This window comes from Mycolicibacterium iranicum (assembly GCF_002101705.1).
Classification (GTDB): domain Bacteria; phylum Actinomycetota; class Actinomycetes; order Mycobacteriales; family Mycobacteriaceae; genus Mycobacterium; species Mycobacterium iranicum.
The window spans coordinates 1-13788 of sequence record NZ_LQPC01000006.1 but is presented as its reverse complement, the minus strand read 5'-3'; the positions used below and the strand labels follow the sequence as shown (position 1 = coordinate 13788).

General features: G+C 65.3%; 18 protein-coding genes and 2 pseudogenes. 3 read left to right on the top strand and 17 right to left on the bottom strand.

Annotated elements, in window-relative coordinates:
* Window positions 1-44: 44 nt before the first annotated feature.
* The 13 genes and pseudogenes from AWC12_RS31965 to AWC12_RS01225 form a co-directional block, all read right to left on the bottom strand.
* The gene (locus AWC12_RS31965; protein WP_085171823.1) at window positions 45-1262 is read right to left on the bottom strand and encodes a recombinase family protein; all 1218 of its coding nucleotides are present in this window, start codon (window positions 1260-1262) and stop codon (window positions 45-47) included.
* Between the two features lie 338 nt (window positions 1263-1600).
* Window positions 1601-1936: a HigA family addiction module antitoxin gene (locus AWC12_RS01280; RefSeq protein ID WP_024449105.1), complete on the bottom strand. Its 336-nt coding sequence runs from the start codon at window positions 1934-1936 to the stop codon at window positions 1601-1603.
* 59 nt (window positions 1937-1995) lie between these two features.
* Window positions 1996-2277, bottom strand: coding sequence for a type II toxin-antitoxin system RelE/ParE family toxin (locus AWC12_RS01275; protein WP_024449106.1), 282 nt, complete (start codon window positions 2275-2277; stop codon window positions 1996-1998).
* Window positions 2278-2699: 422 nt separating this feature from the next.
* Window positions 2700-3065, bottom strand: coding sequence for a hypothetical protein (locus AWC12_RS01270; RefSeq protein WP_024449073.1), 366 nt, complete (start codon window positions 3063-3065; stop codon window positions 2700-2702).
* 372 nt (window positions 3066-3437) lie between these two features.
* A pseudogene (locus tag AWC12_RS01265) lies at window positions 3438-3707 on the bottom strand (GlsB/YeaQ/YmgE family stress response membrane protein); the annotation flags it as partial.
* A gap of 108 nt (window positions 3708-3815) precedes the next feature.
* Window positions 3816-4052: a microaggregate-binding protein 1 gene (gene mbp1, locus AWC12_RS01260; RefSeq protein WP_024449076.1), complete on the bottom strand. Its 237-nt coding sequence runs from the start codon at window positions 4050-4052 to the stop codon at window positions 3816-3818.
* A 104-nt stretch (window positions 4053-4156) separates the two neighbouring features.
* Window positions 4157-4726: a hypothetical protein gene (locus AWC12_RS01255; RefSeq protein ID WP_024449077.1), complete on the bottom strand. Its 570-nt coding sequence runs from the start codon at window positions 4724-4726 to the stop codon at window positions 4157-4159.
* A gap of 4 nt (window positions 4727-4730) precedes the next feature.
* Window positions 4731-5354, bottom strand: coding sequence for a DUF6286 domain-containing protein (locus tag AWC12_RS01250; RefSeq protein ID WP_131705540.1), 624 nt, complete (start codon window positions 5352-5354; stop codon window positions 4731-4733).
* A complete protein-coding gene (locus AWC12_RS01245) occupies window positions 5351-5728 on the bottom strand; it encodes an Asp23/Gls24 family envelope stress response protein (RefSeq protein ID WP_024449079.1) in 378 nt (125 codons plus the stop codon). The genes AWC12_RS01250 and AWC12_RS01245 overlap by 4 nt, the downstream gene beginning before the upstream one ends.
* Window positions 5721-5900 carry a hypothetical protein gene (locus tag AWC12_RS01240; protein WP_024449080.1) on the bottom strand — a complete coding sequence of 60 codons (180 nt, stop codon included), beginning with the start codon at window positions 5898-5900 and terminating at the stop codon, window positions 5721-5723. Before AWC12_RS01240 ends, AWC12_RS01245 begins: the two co-directional genes overlap by 8 nt.
* 51 nt (window positions 5901-5951) lie before the next feature.
* A complete protein-coding gene (locus AWC12_RS01235; protein ID WP_024449081.1) occupies window positions 5952-6224 on the bottom strand; it encodes a hypothetical protein in 273 nt (90 codons plus the stop codon).
* Window positions 6221-6529, bottom strand: coding sequence for a hypothetical protein (locus tag AWC12_RS01230; RefSeq protein WP_024449082.1), 309 nt, complete (start codon window positions 6527-6529; stop codon window positions 6221-6223). The genes AWC12_RS01235 and AWC12_RS01230 overlap by 4 nt, the downstream gene beginning before the upstream one ends.
* A complete protein-coding gene (locus AWC12_RS01225; RefSeq protein WP_024449083.1) occupies window positions 6530-7009 on the bottom strand; it encodes an Asp23/Gls24 family envelope stress response protein in 480 nt (159 codons plus the stop codon).
* Window positions 7010-7219: 210 nt separating this feature from the next.
* Here AWC12_RS01225 and AWC12_RS01220 point away from each other — a divergent pair, with 210 nt between their 5' ends.
* The 3 genes from AWC12_RS01220 to AWC12_RS01210 all read left to right on the top strand — a co-directional run bounded on the left by AWC12_RS01220 (window position 7220) and on the right by AWC12_RS01210 (window position 9287).
* Window positions 7220-7807 (top strand): RNA polymerase sigma factor, encoded by a 588-nt coding sequence (locus tag AWC12_RS01220; RefSeq protein ID WP_024449084.1) that lies wholly within the window; start codon window positions 7220-7222, stop codon window positions 7805-7807.
* The gene (locus tag AWC12_RS01215; RefSeq protein ID WP_024449085.1) at window positions 7795-8274 is read left to right on the top strand and encodes a hypothetical protein; all 480 of its coding nucleotides are present in this window, start codon (window positions 7795-7797) and stop codon (window positions 8272-8274) included. Before AWC12_RS01220 ends, AWC12_RS01215 begins: the two co-directional genes overlap by 13 nt.
* Before the next feature lie 164 nt (window positions 8275-8438).
* The gene (locus tag AWC12_RS01210; protein WP_024449086.1) at window positions 8439-9287 is read left to right on the top strand and encodes a mechanosensitive ion channel family protein; all 849 of its coding nucleotides are present in this window, start codon (window positions 8439-8441) and stop codon (window positions 9285-9287) included.
* A gap of 1003 nt (window positions 9288-10290) precedes the next feature.
* On the opposite strand, the gene AWC12_RS01205 is transcribed toward AWC12_RS01210, so the two are convergent.
* The 4 genes and pseudogenes from AWC12_RS01205 to AWC12_RS01185 all read right to left on the bottom strand — a co-directional run.
* Window positions 10291-11397, bottom strand: a complete 1107-nt coding sequence (locus AWC12_RS01205) for a CaiB/BaiF CoA transferase family protein (protein WP_024449087.1) — start codon at window positions 11395-11397, stop codon at window positions 10291-10293.
* 4 nt (window positions 11398-11401) lie between these two features.
* Window positions 11402-11533 (bottom strand): annotated as a pseudogene (locus AWC12_RS01200) (acyl-CoA dehydrogenase family protein); the annotation flags it as partial.
* Window positions 11534-12153: 620 nt separating this feature from the next.
* On the bottom strand, window positions 12154-12570 hold the full coding sequence (locus AWC12_RS01190) for a hypothetical protein (protein WP_131705539.1): 417 nt from the start codon (window positions 12568-12570) through the stop codon (window positions 12154-12156).
* A partial coding sequence (locus AWC12_RS01185) for an ATP-dependent DNA helicase (RefSeq protein WP_165762750.1) occupies window positions 12554-13788 on the bottom strand: 1235 nt, incomplete at its 5' end. The genes AWC12_RS01185 and AWC12_RS01190, both read right to left, overlap by 17 nt.

Genomic DNA, 13788 nt, shown 5'->3' with positions numbered 1-13788 from the left:
CGAGTGAGTGTCCACCATGTCGTCGACAGTGGACGTGAATAGACTTAAAACGTTTGCAGCGCTTGGCTTCCCAGGTGAACTAAGTCGGTTGCGGCAGCCTGCCCCAATGCCGCAGCCCCGGCGGTGATCGCCGACATGACGAGCTGCTTGAAGCGGCTCGGATTCGGCTGATCTGAAGCTGCTTCGGCTTTGATCTCGGATGCGATGCGGTGGGCCTCGGCCACTTCGGGAGAATCTCCTGACGAGGCTTCTAAAGCGTCTGCGACCGCGACAGATCTTTCGCGCTGCTGGGTCAGGGTGTAGGTCTGCGTGACGCCAGGGCTGCCCACCGCCACCTTGGTGCTGTTGCTGATGGTGATCATCGTTGTGCCTTGCGGATCGGCGGGGGTGTTTCCACCCCGCACGGATCGCCCGGCGTCTGCGAGCGCTTCGCCCCGCGGTGTGATCGACGGGCGAACGACGCCGTGGCCGAAGGTGCCACCGCCGGTGAGGTAACCCTCCTCTTTGAGCCAGTCGGACGCGGCTGCCACGTCCGGCTCGGTTAACGGATCAGCTTGCCAGTCAACGGTTTTGGCGATGTCCTCGGCGAGGAGGACAGGGTGCCGATTGCCGTCGACCATGGCTTTGAGGTACAGCCATTTCAATACGGCATCCCGGATGCTCCAGACGCGGTCTATCGCGTGTGCGGTCATCGTGTTGTCGCCTTTCTGTTGCTGGTTGAGGGCTCGGTATAGGGTCGATCGGCCGACGAGAAGCATGTCGGCGATGTCGGTCACGGACATCCCGGATTCAGCCAACCGACGTGCGTGATCGAGACGATGGCCGGTGAGCGCTTTCGGGCGGCCGCCGATCCGACCGCGTGATTTCGCCGCGGCCAGACCGGCCATGGTGCGCTCGTGGTTGATGCCACGCTCGAACTCGGCCAACGCGGCGAAGACGTGAAGGATCAGGCGCCCGGTCGCATTGGAGGTGTCGATCTGCTCCGCCAACGAGCGCAACCCGACGTTTTGGGCGGCCAGCTGCTCCACCAGATTCAGCAGATGCGGTAGCGATCGGCCGAGCCGGTCTAGCCGGGTCACCACCACGGTGTCCCCATTGCGCACGTCGGTGAGGAGTTCTTCGAGGGCCGGCCGATCCGCGCGAGCACCGGAGGTGGTGTCCGTCCAGACCCGCACGCAGCCGGCCCTCTCCAGAGCGTCCACCTGGCTGCGTACCGTCTGATCGCTGGTCGAGACTCGGGCGTAGCCGAGCATCCGGTTCATGCCCTGTTCTCTACCACCAGCCACCGACAGTTTCGGTACACGTTTTCGAGATGGTGAAGCCCCAGGTAGCGAGCTTGTTGGCGGAATGTCCCGGAAACCTTCGTTATCGGGACGCAGCCTGTGCATGTTCTGGCGGTGCGCAGGGCCCCGCGGTTCGGGGCTTGACATGGTCTTTGCCGACCTAGTGCGCGGGGGAGCCGACGAGAATCGAGTGGCTTAACGAGGCGGAAAAGCCGGTCGCGGTGCCAAAAGATGCCACTCAAGAGGAAGTAGAGGCCGGTAGTGGCGGCCGACGGGAAGCGGCGCGGTCTGATTTATTAGCGACCAACGATCGAGTGTCAATCACCGCTGTTGATGGGAACCATGTTATTGATGGCGTCGAGGCGGGCAGCCAGGTGGTCGCGGGCGATGTCGGCGTCGTACTGGGCCTGCATGTTGACCCAAAACATGTCCGACAGTCCCAGCGCTCGAGACAGGCGCAGCGCGGTGTCGGCGGTGATGGCGCGTTTGCCGTGCACAATCTCGTTGATGCGGCGGGCAGGAACGCCGATGGCCTTCGCGATGCGGTACTGGGTGATTCCGAGAGGCTCAAGAAACTCGGTCAGCAGAATCTCGCCAGGGTGGATGGGAGCGAAGTCGGCGGGTGCGTGAGTGGGTGCGTGAGTGGTGGTCATGGGGCTGGGGTTCCTTGGGTCGTGTGAGTGGTGGGTGTGTCTTGATCTAAAGGATTTATTTAGTGGTAGTCGGCAATTTCGACGTCATCGGCGTTGGTGGCGTCCCAGGTGAAGCAGATTCGCCATTGGTCGTTGATGCGGATGCTGTGCTGCCCAGCCCGGTCGCCGACGAGTTTCTCGAGTCGGTTTCCCGGAGGAACGCGCAGGTCGTTAAGGGTGGTGGCGGCGTTGAGGACAACGAGTTTGCGGTAGGCGGTCTTACTCAGATCCGGGCCAAATTTTTTGACGAACTTGCGCTCCCACACCGCTTCGGTGTCTTTATCAAGGAACGACCGGATCATCCTTCAATAGTAACGTAACTCGTTATTAACGTCCAACGTTACTATCAGTTGCGCGTCGTCCTCCTCACCCCCGCACCCTGAAACTCGCCAGCTCCCTGACCCGGTAGCCGATGTTGACAACCCCCAAGAAGGGGGATTGCGGGGCGCAACCCGCGTTGCATGATTGCGACAAGGGCCGGGTTTGTCGGTGTAGAGACTCGGCGATCATCGCGGTGAGGGTGCTGCGGCCGTGATGTGGTTGAGGCGTGCGTCAGTCGCGCCGACAAACTGTTCGACGTCGAACCGCGAACCTGCCGAAATGGTCCCATCACCCTGGCAAGCGGTCAGGCTATATCGGCTTCTTCGATATGACGCGGGCCTTCTGCTAGGTGGGTGGCGAGACGGCGGTGCTGTTCGTCTAGAGGGCAGAGGTCACCGACCGTCTAGAGGGCAGAGGTCACCGACTTGCGAGTTTTTTTCACTTTTTTGAGGTCGATTTCAAGGTTTTTGATGGCGTCTTTGTGTCCACTAAGGGACTTCTTGATCTTTTTGAGGACTTTGGTGTGTTGGTTCAGGGATTTGTGCAGGGTGGCTTCGCGACGTTCGACGGCGCGCAGCACCTTTTGGGCGGCGGCAACGCTGGCTGCTGGCGGTGGCGGCGCGGTTTTGGCGGCGCTGCGGCTCGCGGTTGTTGTGGAGGTCTTCGTGGTGCGTGATGGTGACGGGGCGGCGGATTTTTTCTTGGTCGACGTGTCGGGTGCGGCCTTGCGGCGGCCGGTGGTCTTTTTGGTGGTGCGGTTCGCGGTCATGGTGTGTGCCCTATCCGGGGGTGGTTACTGCTGCGGCATAGTGGAAGTGGTTGCGGGGAGGGGCGATGCGATAGATGCGGTGTCGGATCGTGGGTTGTCGATGAGGTCGTTGTCGTGGTGGCCGCGGTTGCTGCGTCGCCGAGCGAGGCCCGATACCGACAGCAGTGCCCGTGAGAGCCGGGTGGGGGCACCGCCGTTGCGGCGTTGCAGGTAGAGACCGATCTTGCCCAGAGCGAATGCGAGCAGCGGCAGCACCAGCGTGACCAGCAGCCACCGCCGCACAGGTGAACTCAGAAGTGCCAGCATGGGCAATTTCCTTTCAGGGGACAGGTGACGGGTGCGGTGCCGCCGGGAGTGGGCGGTTAGCGGGTTGCGGGTGCCGCGGCGGCCGGTGATGCCGAGGTATGCGGCGATGAGGATGACGGCGAAGATGATTCCGACAAGGAACGGGATGATCTTGAATCCGCCGTTCTGGTTGGAGTATCCGAGTTTGTAGGACACCCAGGTGCCCAGGAATGATCCGATCGCGCCGAGGATCACGGTGACGATGACACCGATGTTCTGCTTGCCGGGCATGACGAGTCGAGCCAGGACACCGACGAGGAGTCCGACGACGAGGGCGCCGATGATGGTTCCGATCATGGGTTCCCCTTTAGGTGTTCAGGGCTGAGGACGCTGGAAGATGCGGCGGTCGGCCAACAGGTGGCCGTCCCGTCCCGCCCGGGCAGGGCGGGACGGGCAGCGGCGGGGCTACTCGGCGGCTTTCTGGCGTGCTTCGTGGGTCTTGGCTTCGCCGCGGGCGGCTTCGGCTTCGGCTTCTTTTTGAGCGACGTCACGCTGAGCGTCGGCCTTGTCCTGCTGGGCCTTGCCCTCCTCGGACAGGCTGTCGTTGCCGGTCACCGCGCCGGCGACCTCTTTGGCCTTGCCCTTGACGCCTTCGACGGCACCTTTGATGCCTTCAGCGGGTCCGCTGTTACTGTCTGCCATTGCTTGCTTCCCTTCGGTGATGTGGTGCTGCGGTTTTCCCGCGTGCGGCGGAAACTTATCGGTCCCCAGGGTGTCTCGTGGTGCTCACCCGGGGTGGGGTCGGGTTATGTGAGTCGTCGAGGGTCGGGTTTGCGGGTGTTGACGTGCAGGCGGGTTTGAATCGCGATGGCGTCGCCGAGCATGCCGACCGCGGTGGCGGCGACCTCGTCGGCGGCGTGCGCGGCGTGGGCGAGGGTGTCGGTGCCGGCGGCGGTGACGTCGAGGTGGATGCTGGGTTTGCCGCGGTCCATGACGGCTTTGCCGTGAGCGGCTTTGATCGCGGGGCGTCCCCGCAGTTCGGCGGCCGCGGCGTCAGCCAGGGAGCCGAGATTGGCTGACAGGCAGCCCTCGGACAGGTTGCTGTCGGCCAGGGTGAGGTCCCCGGCGCGGCGGGCGGGCCGGTGCGCGGCCAGCCACCGCAGCCCGAGCAACAGCAGCGCAATCCCTGCGACGGTGACAGCCCAGGGCCACCACGCGGTGTCCGCGGCGGTCATCAGCCCCGGCGCGGTGAGATAGACCGGGGTGCCGCTGATCAGGTGTGTGGTCCAGATGACCATGGCCACTCCTACCCCGAGAAGGAGGAGGCCGAGGATCAGCGCGGCGAAGCGGTCGATCAGGGTGGCGGTACGGGTCACCGGTTCACGGCCTTTCCACTTGAGTGCGCACCGAAATGCGCGGTATTGAGGTCAGCGGTTGCAGAGCGGTGCGGACGGCGGCGGCGACGGCGTCTTTGGTGACCTCAGGTCCGGTAGTGCGGACGCTCACCGTGACGGTGCGGCGGGTCGCCGACGCGGTGGCTTTCGTGACGCCGGGCACGATCCGGGCGGCGGCGGCGGCGAGTTTGGCGGTGTCGGAGACGTCGAGGTAGACGCTGGTCGTGGCTTGGACGGGGAGGGCCGTGCGGCGGCGCGGGGACAGCGCGGCGCCGACCAAAACGAGGCCAAGGATGGCCAAGAGGGCGCCGACAGGGACCATCCACCCGTGGGCGGATTGGCCGTCGAACCAGTCGACGGCCGCGCGGGTCCAGGAGGGTCCGCGGATCGCGCCGGCCGCGGCGAGGCCGTCGCGGATGCCGATCGCGCCGAGGCAGATCAGCAGCAGGGCGCTGACCACGCCGATGTAGTGCGCGGCGGCAGGGGCCAACGGCGGCGGGGCCGAGGCCGGGGACTGGGGCGTGGCCGCGGGGTGGCGGGTGCCGTTGTGCAGCGGCCCAGAGGTCGAGTGGGTGGGTGGAACGTGTTCAAGGTGTTCGGGGGGGCTCATTGGACCCGCTTTCGGGTGCTGGCGTCGTGGGTGGTGACGGCGGCGATCGCCACATCGACGCCATCGACTTGCAGTCCGGCCAGATGGGACAGGGCGAAGGTCACGTTGGCGCGCACGTCGGCAGCCACGGCGCTCAGGGGGTAGTTCCAGGGCACCGCGATGTCGACTTTGGCGCGGACGCGACCGGCGGCGATGCTGACGTGGGTTTTGGGTGTGCCGCGCCCGGCGAGTTTGGCCAGGCCGCTGGCATGCGGCCGAACCCCGGCGGTGTCCAGCGCGGCTTTGGCCGTGATCTGTTCGGCGACCCGGTCGTGCACAATCAGCGAGCCCCGCTCGCCGGGGTCACCGTCGAGAGCGGGTGCGGTATCAGCCACGGCCGCGTCCCCGCAGCAGCGTGCCCAAGTCGAATTCACCGTCGCGTTGCGCGCCGATCGCGTAGCCGAGCGCACCCAGGATCAGGGCGATCAGGAAACCGGTGAATCCGCCGGCGGCGGCGGCGATGCCGAGCAGCAGCCCGGCCAGTAAACCCGCAGTGGCAGTAGTCATCAAGGAGGTCCTTTCTTAAAAATAAGGCGGTAGCGGAGTTCGCGTTCGGCGCTAAAGGGTGAGGTAGCGGCGGGTGCTGTGGCCGCGCCGCCACTGATGCAGCCAGCGGTGCAGCCGTGCCCGCCGCGACCGCCGGATGATCAGCACCACCTCTTGGTGCGCCCCGCCGTCCGCGCCGCGCCGGTCAATGTCGGCCAGCGCGGCGATCAGCGCTGCCGCGGAGCCGCCGCGGTCGGGATGGTGCTGCCACGCTGCTGCCCGCCGGGCGCTGCGACGAGCACGGTTGGCGGCCGAGTGCGGTGCGGCTGGCGGGAGGTCGGTCATGACGGGGCGGGTGCGACGTCTTCGACGGTCACGTTGACCGCGGCGCCGGGCTGCAGGGCGCCGACGGTGGCGCGGACCGCGGCGGCGGTGGCGCGCACCGGCACGCCGAACACCACAACGATATGCACGTCAACGGCGGTGTCGGTGAGGCGAATACCGGCGACCCGCCGCCCGGGTAGGTAGGTGCCCACCTCACCGAACATGCCGGGGTGCAACGCGGCGACGCCGGGAACCGCGAGCACCGCAGCGGCTAGCCGGTCGGCGGGCTGCTCCGGTACCGGCGTGGCCGCATACCCCTCATTCACCTACTGCACCCGCGCCGGACGACTGCTGTCGGTGCTGGTGTCGTCGTCGCTGTCGTCCTCGACGTGGACGTCGTTGACGGCGATATTGACCTCGGTGACCTCCAAGCCGGTCATCTTCTCGATCGCCGAGATGACGTTGCGGCGGATGCCGCTGGCCAGGTCAGCGATCGCGACCCCATACTCGGCGACGATGTCGATGTCGATCGCGGCCTGCTTCTCACCGACCTCCACCGAGACGCCCTGAGCGTGATTGACCGTGGCGCCCGGGATGCGCTCACGGAGCTGACCGACGATGCGCGACGCGCCGCCACCCAGATCGTAGACACCGTTGACGTCGCGCGCTGACAGCCCGGCGATCTTGGAGACCACCGTGTCAGCGATCGTGGTCTTGCCCTGAGCGGTGGCCAACGCCGACTCGGTGCCGGCCGCGGCCAGAGACTTCGGTGTGGTCGCGGGGGGCGGGGTGTTGCTGCTTGTCATGGGACACGGTTCCTTTCACAAGCCTCGACAGGGTTACCTAGCCGTAGACGGGACGAGCGCCGAAAAGCGCACACCCGGACCCATAATTGTGATGTAGAACACATGCACCCGACTTCCCGGACGCACATGAAAGATTTTGTCCCAACACTTTCTACGGGGTGGATCGGTTCATTCCGCGCCTCAAGCCTGGCGTCGGGAGGAGGTCGCGGCGTGGTGGACACCCCACCCCGGGAAACTTCCTCTGCGACCAACCAGCTCGGTGAACACGCGCTGGCTGTGGCTGCCGCCCTCGGTGACCGCGTCGCGTTCGAGACCATCGTGCACCGCTACGGTCCGCTGCTCTACGGCTATGTGCGGCGCATGATCAGCGATTGCGACGCGGTCGATGACGTGGTGCAGGAAACGTTCATCGCCGCCTGGCGCCAGATCCACAACTACCGGGGCGACGCCGCCTTGAAAACGTGGCTGTTCCGCATCTGCGACCGAAAAATTGTCGATTCGCGGCGGGTGCGCTACGCCGAACCGATCGATGACCGCCTCCTCGACCCGATCAACCCCTCCGCGGCCGCACAGGATCCAGCAGTGGTGGTGTCCATCACCGAGTTTCTGGCCGCCCTGGAACGTGCCCTGGCCGAATTGCCGGTCCGGCAGCGCGCATGCTGGGTGTTACGGGAAATTGACGCCTTGACGTTCCCCCAGATCGGCGTGACCCTGAAGATGAGTCCCGGGGCGGCGCGCGGACATCACCACCGCGCTCAAGTGACTCTGCGGCAAAGGATGCAGCGATGGCAGCGGTGAACGGCGACGACCCGCTCGGCGAGCTGCTCTCGCGCGCCGGGCAAGCACTTCGGGAACTGGGGGAACCTGGCTGGAACCGCATCGCCGACACCGTGATCGCCGCGGTGCGTAACACCCCCCGCTCGGGCTGGCCCGTCGCCGCGCAGGATCCCGACCCCCAGCAGCCGCCACTGCCAGGGTGCATCGCGGTCAGCGATCTGGTCATCCGGGCGGCCCTAGCCGCCGCGCTGCGCGTTGACCGAATCTGCACGCCGAGCGCGGTGGACGTGCACCTCGACGGCACCGACCTGCAACGCATCAGCGTGGAGATCACCGGCCGTTACGGCAACCAACTCACCGAGGTCGCCGACCACGTGCGCGAGATCGCCGCGAGCATCCTCGACGACTTGCTTGGCGCCGCCGCCCTCGGACATCAAATCGATGTCGCCGTCATCGACATCGTGCGCGGAAACCCGCTCACCGAATAAACGCGTTAGTTCCCAGGCCGGCGAGAAAGTTTCCTGGGCCGAAGATCAGGGAACTGATTCCAGTGACGGTTCGTGCCATACTTTTCCATCAAACATGCCGGTGAATGCGCCCTTGACCATCTCGCCTGTCGCGCAACACCGCTCACCAGGGAATGGACGTGCATATGAGGGACGCGCTGAACGACATGTGGCGCTCGGTAGCCATCTTCGCCCCCAAACTGGTGGCGTTTCTGCTGATCCTGATCATCGGAATCATCGTGGCCAAACTGCTTTCCACAGCAGTTGACAAAATCCTCGAACGGGTCGGTTTCGACCGCGCCGTGGAACGCGGAGGCGTCAAACGCGCCCTGGCCAACAGCCGATACGACGCGTCCACCATCGCCGGCAAGATCGTCTACTACGCGCTGGTGCTCTTCGTGCTGCAACTCGCGTTCGGGGTGTTCGGCCCCAACCCCATCAGCGACCTGCTCACCGGGGTAATCGCGTTCTTGCCCAAATTGTTTGTCGCCCTCATCATCGTGGTCGTCGCCTCAGCGATCGCCGCCGCGGCGCGAGACCTGTTGTCTAACAGCCTCAGCGGCCTGTCCTACGGCAGAATGCTGGCCAACATCGCCAGCGTGTTCATCCTCGGACTCGGGATCATCGCCGCGCTCAACCAAATCGGCATCGCGCTCACAGTCACCCTGCCGGTGCTCATCGCCATCCTGGGCACGATCGGAGGCATCCTGGTCGTCGGGGTCGGCGGCGGACTGATCCAACCTATGCGGCACCGCTGGGAGGACTACCTCAGCAAGGCCGAACAGCAAAGCCGCACCCTCCGCGACCAAACGTCCACCTCCCAGCACCCCGGGCCTGGACACATATCACGTCAGGTCGGCGCGGCCCCGGGAGCCTACGATCCCTCCGCGCAGCAGCAACCAGACAGACAGCCGCCCCGCGGGTACCAGCAGCCCGACTACCCACCCCCGGCGCAGCAGCCGCCGCCCCATGGCGCAGACCCGTTCCCTTCGTAGGAGCACCAAAACTCACTCGCTGCTTCAGCATCGTGCGGCGGCGGGACCGGTGTCGCCCTCGGAAGAGAGCTGCCCTCGAAGGTCGCAGCGAGATCGCACTCCCGGGGGCATCCGGACGTCGATGCGTTGCAGCAGTGCGGCTTCGGCGCACGATCATTTGCGCGTTGATGCCGGTGACGTGCTCGTAGTCGCGCAGACCCATCTACAGGTGGCCCGCGGCTTCGACGCCGCTGACCGCAGCCAATTCTCTGAAAACCTTGGCTGATGGTGTTTGAATGATAGATACAGCTTAGTTGGGTGGGTTCATTGACGACCGCCGCTAACTTGCAGGGAAAATTGACCGTCGCGCGTTGGAGGATTTGCGGTGAGCAGCTCCCCGAGAAGACGTGCCCTGGGGATTCATCGCGACGCTGATTGGTCAGTAGTAAGCGAGACTACTGATGACCACGGGGTGAATTTTAGAGTTTTGTGGTCAGCCGATTCATGGTTGTACCTCGGGGTGTGCGACTCGTATCCGAATTTGTCCTGGCAGGCGGCAACTGCAGAGGAGGCGTTAGCCGGAATTCGCCGACAGGCCCGGCATTACGTAGGCCTCTCGCCGACCCCAGCACGTGAATCGCGGAGAGATTCACAGGAAGGCTCGGACGTTTGAGTCATTCCAGCGGCGCTGATCCCCTTCTGACAACACGGCGACAGCGCTTCGAGTCCGCGCTCAACAGTGCCCTCGTCGGGGGCCGCTCACCTGACCGCGCCATGGGCTTGGGACCTCAAACTTTGGCTGCGGTAAGGCGTGTTGCCGCTGAGCACCCCGATGCCACCACCGAAATCATCGCCGCAGCCTACGACAGCTTTCAACGCGAACACGGTGGTTAGCACACCCTTTGGCGTCCCCGACGAACAACACACTTCACTCGCCTAGCGGATATGCCCAGTAGAGCACGTCGCGCCGTCCTGATGTGAAGGCATTTCAGAACGGGCCTCAGTTGTGATACTGGGTTGCGAATCAGTCCACCTTGTCGGCTCCACCCCTCCACCGCGACATCAGCCATTGAACATCACCGAGGTCAATTGACGGTTCCGGGGACGCTGGCGGTGTGCGACTGAAGCGTGGTGCCGGCGCGGGTTGGCGCAGCCCGTTGACCTCGATGAAGGCGTTGCGCGCTGCGTTATGGGGATGTTCGTGTGCTTCCCAGGGGCTGAGCACCGGGACGACGCACGCGTCGGATTCAGCGAATGTCTTGGCCCATTCGTCACGGGTGCGTTCCTTGAATTTGGCGCCGATGACGTCGCGTAGTTCTGTCCAGCCGGTGCTGTCGAGCTGGAAGGGCAGTTGCGGATTGTCGATGCCGAGCCCGGCCAACAGCTGCACATAGAACGGGTATTCCACGCAGCCGACCGCGACGTACTTGCCGTCGGCGCATTCGTAGGTGTCATAGAACGGTGCGCCGCCGTCGAGCAGGTTCTGTCCGCGTGGCTGGTTCCACAGCCCGTTGTGGTGCATGCCATGCATGAATGCGGTGAGCAGCGCTGAGCCGTCGACCATTGCCGCGTCGATCACCTGCCCTTGCCCGGAGCGTTCGCGCTCGTAGAGACCGCCGAGCACTCCGATGGCGAGCAGCATGCCGCCGCCGGCGAAATCGCCGATCATGTTCGCCGGTGGCAGTGGCCGCTCGCCGGGGCGGCCGACCAGGTCGAGCGCACCGGAGATGGCGATGTAGTTGATGTCGTGTCCGGCACGCGGCGCTAATGGCCCGTGTTGGCCGTAACCGGTCATTCGTGCGTAGAGCAGCCTGGGGTTGCGCGACAGCAGCTCATTGGGCCCGATGCCGAGCCGTTCGGCGACACCAGGACGAAACCCCTCGATGAATACGTCCGCAGTGTCGACGAGCGCGTGGAGTGTCTCGCGGTCGGTCGGATCCTTGATGTCCAGGGTGAGTGTGTGCTTGCCCCGGTCCAGGGGACCGTCGGGTGGCACCACCCCGGCACCGGGGTCGCCGCCACGTTTGACCTGCACGACGTCGGCACCTAGGTCGGCCAGGATCATCGCACCGAATGGAGCCGGCGCGAGCCCCGCCATCTCGACGACCCGTACGCCATGCAGCGGTCCCACGGTTCTACAGCGTTCGCCCGATAATCATCTTCATGATTTCGTTGGTGCCGCCGTAGATTTTCTGAATGCGGGAGTCAGTGAACATGCGTGCGATCGGATACTCGGCCATGTAGCCGTAGCCGCCGAACAGCTGCAGTTTTGCGCCCGGATCGAGCCAGATGCGATATGCACATCTCATGACGAAAGAGCTGTCTGCAGCCGTCGATGGCGGTGTGTGGCAGTTGCGTGGGCCGGCCGCCATAAGGATCATCCAGGCGTGCGTGACTACGTCCATGTGTTGTTACCTCCTGCGACGAAAGCCGCACTCCGTTGGAAAGTGCGGCTTTCTGGGGGCCACCGGTGGGTGGATATGAAAAAAGCCGGGTTGATCAACCCGGCTAATTGATGCTCTTAAAAGAGCATCTTCCATTGCGGATGCATTGCACCGCAATGGAAGTCATGGATGAACAGCGGCAGAGTGGTTGCAGCTGTTCCGTTTGACGGTAGGGCGCTACCGCCCGGAGAGGAAAGCTCAGAGACCGCGGTTCGCGCGGAGCGATGTTGTTTTGGGCGCACGAATAGCGCCCATCGAGTGTCTCATGGGACAGCGACCATCCGGTGTGTGACAGGCGCACACCGACCAGAATTTTGAAGGGCGGCCGATCGACCAAGGCCGTTTTGGCGCGCGCCAATCACACCAGATGGCGGCAAGTTTACGGGCGTTGATGCGGGTTGGCGGCTGGCGACACGCTCGCGCGGCCCCGTCCTCAACGCCTTTCAGTCGAGGTCTTCGGCTTCGCGGTTGGTGAGGTAGTCGGTGAGTTGGTCGGTGAGCCACCAGGTGAGGTGGCTGGCGGTGCGGCTGGTGAGGGCTGCAACCACGGCGGCGTGGCGGTCGTCGGTGTGCATGACCCAGCCGTATTCGGTGACCGGTGGCCGGTCGACTTCTTGGTAGATGTGGTCGTCGAGCATGGTGATCAGTTCGGTGGCGGTGATGTCGGCGGCGTCGGTGAGGATGTCGGCGCGTTGGTAGCGCGGCGGGAGGTCGGCGAGGTCGGTGTAGAGCTCGGCGATCATCGCGGTGAGGGTGTTGTGGCCGTGGTGTCCCCAGTCGGTGGCGATGCGCTCAGCGGTCGCGTCGATACGGTCGGTATCGAGCACGGCCGCCGCCGGGTGGTTAGAGGCTGAGGTCATAGCCCTGATCCCTTTCCCGGCTTCGGGTTTGACTGCGGTCAAGGCCTAGCGCGCGGTCGAGGGCTCGATCCTGTTGTCTGCGTTGCGATCTGCGATGACTGGCCAGTCTGGCGGTGACGGCGCGCTGGTGGCCGGCGACCAGTGAGGCGACGCGCTCGGGTAGCGCGTGGGCCGGTGCCTGGGCGGCGGTTTGGTGGGCCGTTTGGGCGGGGGTGTCGTTGCCGATGATGTGGCGCAGTGTCCGGCCGGCGTGGGTGGGGGTGCCGCGGTGCGCGAGGTGAACCCCGTCGGACAGGTCGCGGTGTTGGTGATCGCCTTCCCCGACCGTGCGTTGGTAGAGGTAGGCGTGATTCGAGGCGCGGCCGCGGGTGAGGGCGACGTAGGCCAGGTTGCGGGTGGCGGTGTCGGCGAGCACGGCGTGGGTGGTTTCGGCGGTGACGCCTTGGGCGGTGTGCACGGTGACCGCGTGCCCGAGCTGCACATGCTCGCGTAAGTAGCTGTCGGCGAAGACTGCCAGTGCTTGGTCGCCGTGTCGGCGTGCGGCGATCCGTGGGCGGTCGGGGTTGGTGTCGACGGCAACGACGTGCCAGCGCTGCCCGTTGCGGACCGGGGCCTCGTCCTGGATCGGGGTGCGGGCTTCGTCGGCGGCGTTGACGGTGATGGTGGGGTCGTTGCTGCGGGTGACGATGACGTCGCCGGCGCTGATGTGGTGACCGCGCGCCCCGGTCACCGTGGCCACTTCGAGGCCCTGGCGGGCGCGGTCGGCGACAGTGTGGTCATGAACTCGGCGGTTCAGCGCGTCGGTCATCTCGACGGTGTCGGCCAGCAGCAGGCTGTCCTTTCCGGCCGCGAGGTCAGCTTGGTGGGCGGCCAGGGCGTCGGCGGCCATGGTGACCTGGTCCCCGCACGCCAGGCGGTGGTGGTTGCGGTACCAGTCGATCGCGCGGCGCACCGGCGCGGGCCCACCATCCCGCAAAGCGAGTGAGGCCGCCCGTTCGGCAGGGTCGTGTTGGCGCCACACCTCGCTCAGGCGTTGGGTCCAGGGCAGCTCGTCACACAGTTGGGCAAACATCCCGCCGCGCGCTTTGACCGGGGCGAGTTGGTGGGCATCACCCACCAGGACGGTTTTCGTCCCGGCCGCCGTCGTCGCGGACAGCAGTTGATGCCAGTGGCCGGTGCCGACCATGCCGGCCTCATCGACAACAACGACATCGAAGG

Excerpts from the sequence above, each read along its gene's own strand:
- AWC12_RS31965 (WP_085171823.1), bottom strand. The coding sequence starts at position 1,262 with ATGAACCGGATGCTCGGCTACGCCCGAGTCTCGACCAGCGATCAGACG.
- AWC12_RS01280 (WP_024449105.1), bottom strand. The coding sequence starts at position 1,936 with ATGACCACCACTCACGCACCCACTCACGCACCCGCCGACTTCGCTCCC.
- AWC12_RS01275 (WP_024449106.1), bottom strand. The coding sequence starts at position 2,277 with ATGATCCGGTCGTTCCTTGATAAAGACACCGAAGCGGTGTGGGAGCGC.
- AWC12_RS01270 (WP_024449073.1), bottom strand. The coding sequence starts at position 3,065 with ATGACCGCGAACCGCACCACCAAAAAGACCACCGGCCGCCGCAAGGCC.
- mbp1 (WP_024449076.1), bottom strand. The coding sequence starts at position 4,052 with ATGGCAGACAGTAACAGCGGACCCGCTGAAGGCATCAAAGGTGCCGTC.
- AWC12_RS01250 (WP_131705540.1), bottom strand. The coding sequence starts at position 5,354 with ATGAGCCCCCCCGAACACCTTGAACACGTTCCACCCACCCACTCGACC.
- AWC12_RS01240 (WP_024449080.1), bottom strand. The coding sequence starts at position 5,900 with ATGACTACTGCCACTGCGGGTTTACTGGCCGGGCTGCTGCTCGGCATC.
- AWC12_RS01235 (WP_024449081.1), bottom strand. The coding sequence starts at position 6,224 with ATGACCGACCTCCCGCCAGCCGCACCGCACTCGGCCGCCAACCGTGCT.
- AWC12_RS01225 (WP_024449083.1), bottom strand. The coding sequence starts at position 7,009 with ATGACAAGCAGCAACACCCCGCCCCCCGCGACCACACCGAAGTCTCTG.
- AWC12_RS01215 (WP_024449085.1), top strand. The coding sequence starts at position 7,795 with ATGGCAGCGGTGAACGGCGACGACCCGCTCGGCGAGCTGCTCTCGCGC.
- AWC12_RS01210 (WP_024449086.1), top strand. The coding sequence starts at position 8,439 with ATGAGGGACGCGCTGAACGACATGTGGCGCTCGGTAGCCATCTTCGCC.
- AWC12_RS01190 (WP_131705539.1), bottom strand. The coding sequence starts at position 12,570 with ATGACCTCAGCCTCTAACCACCCGGCGGCGGCCGTGCTCGATACCGAC.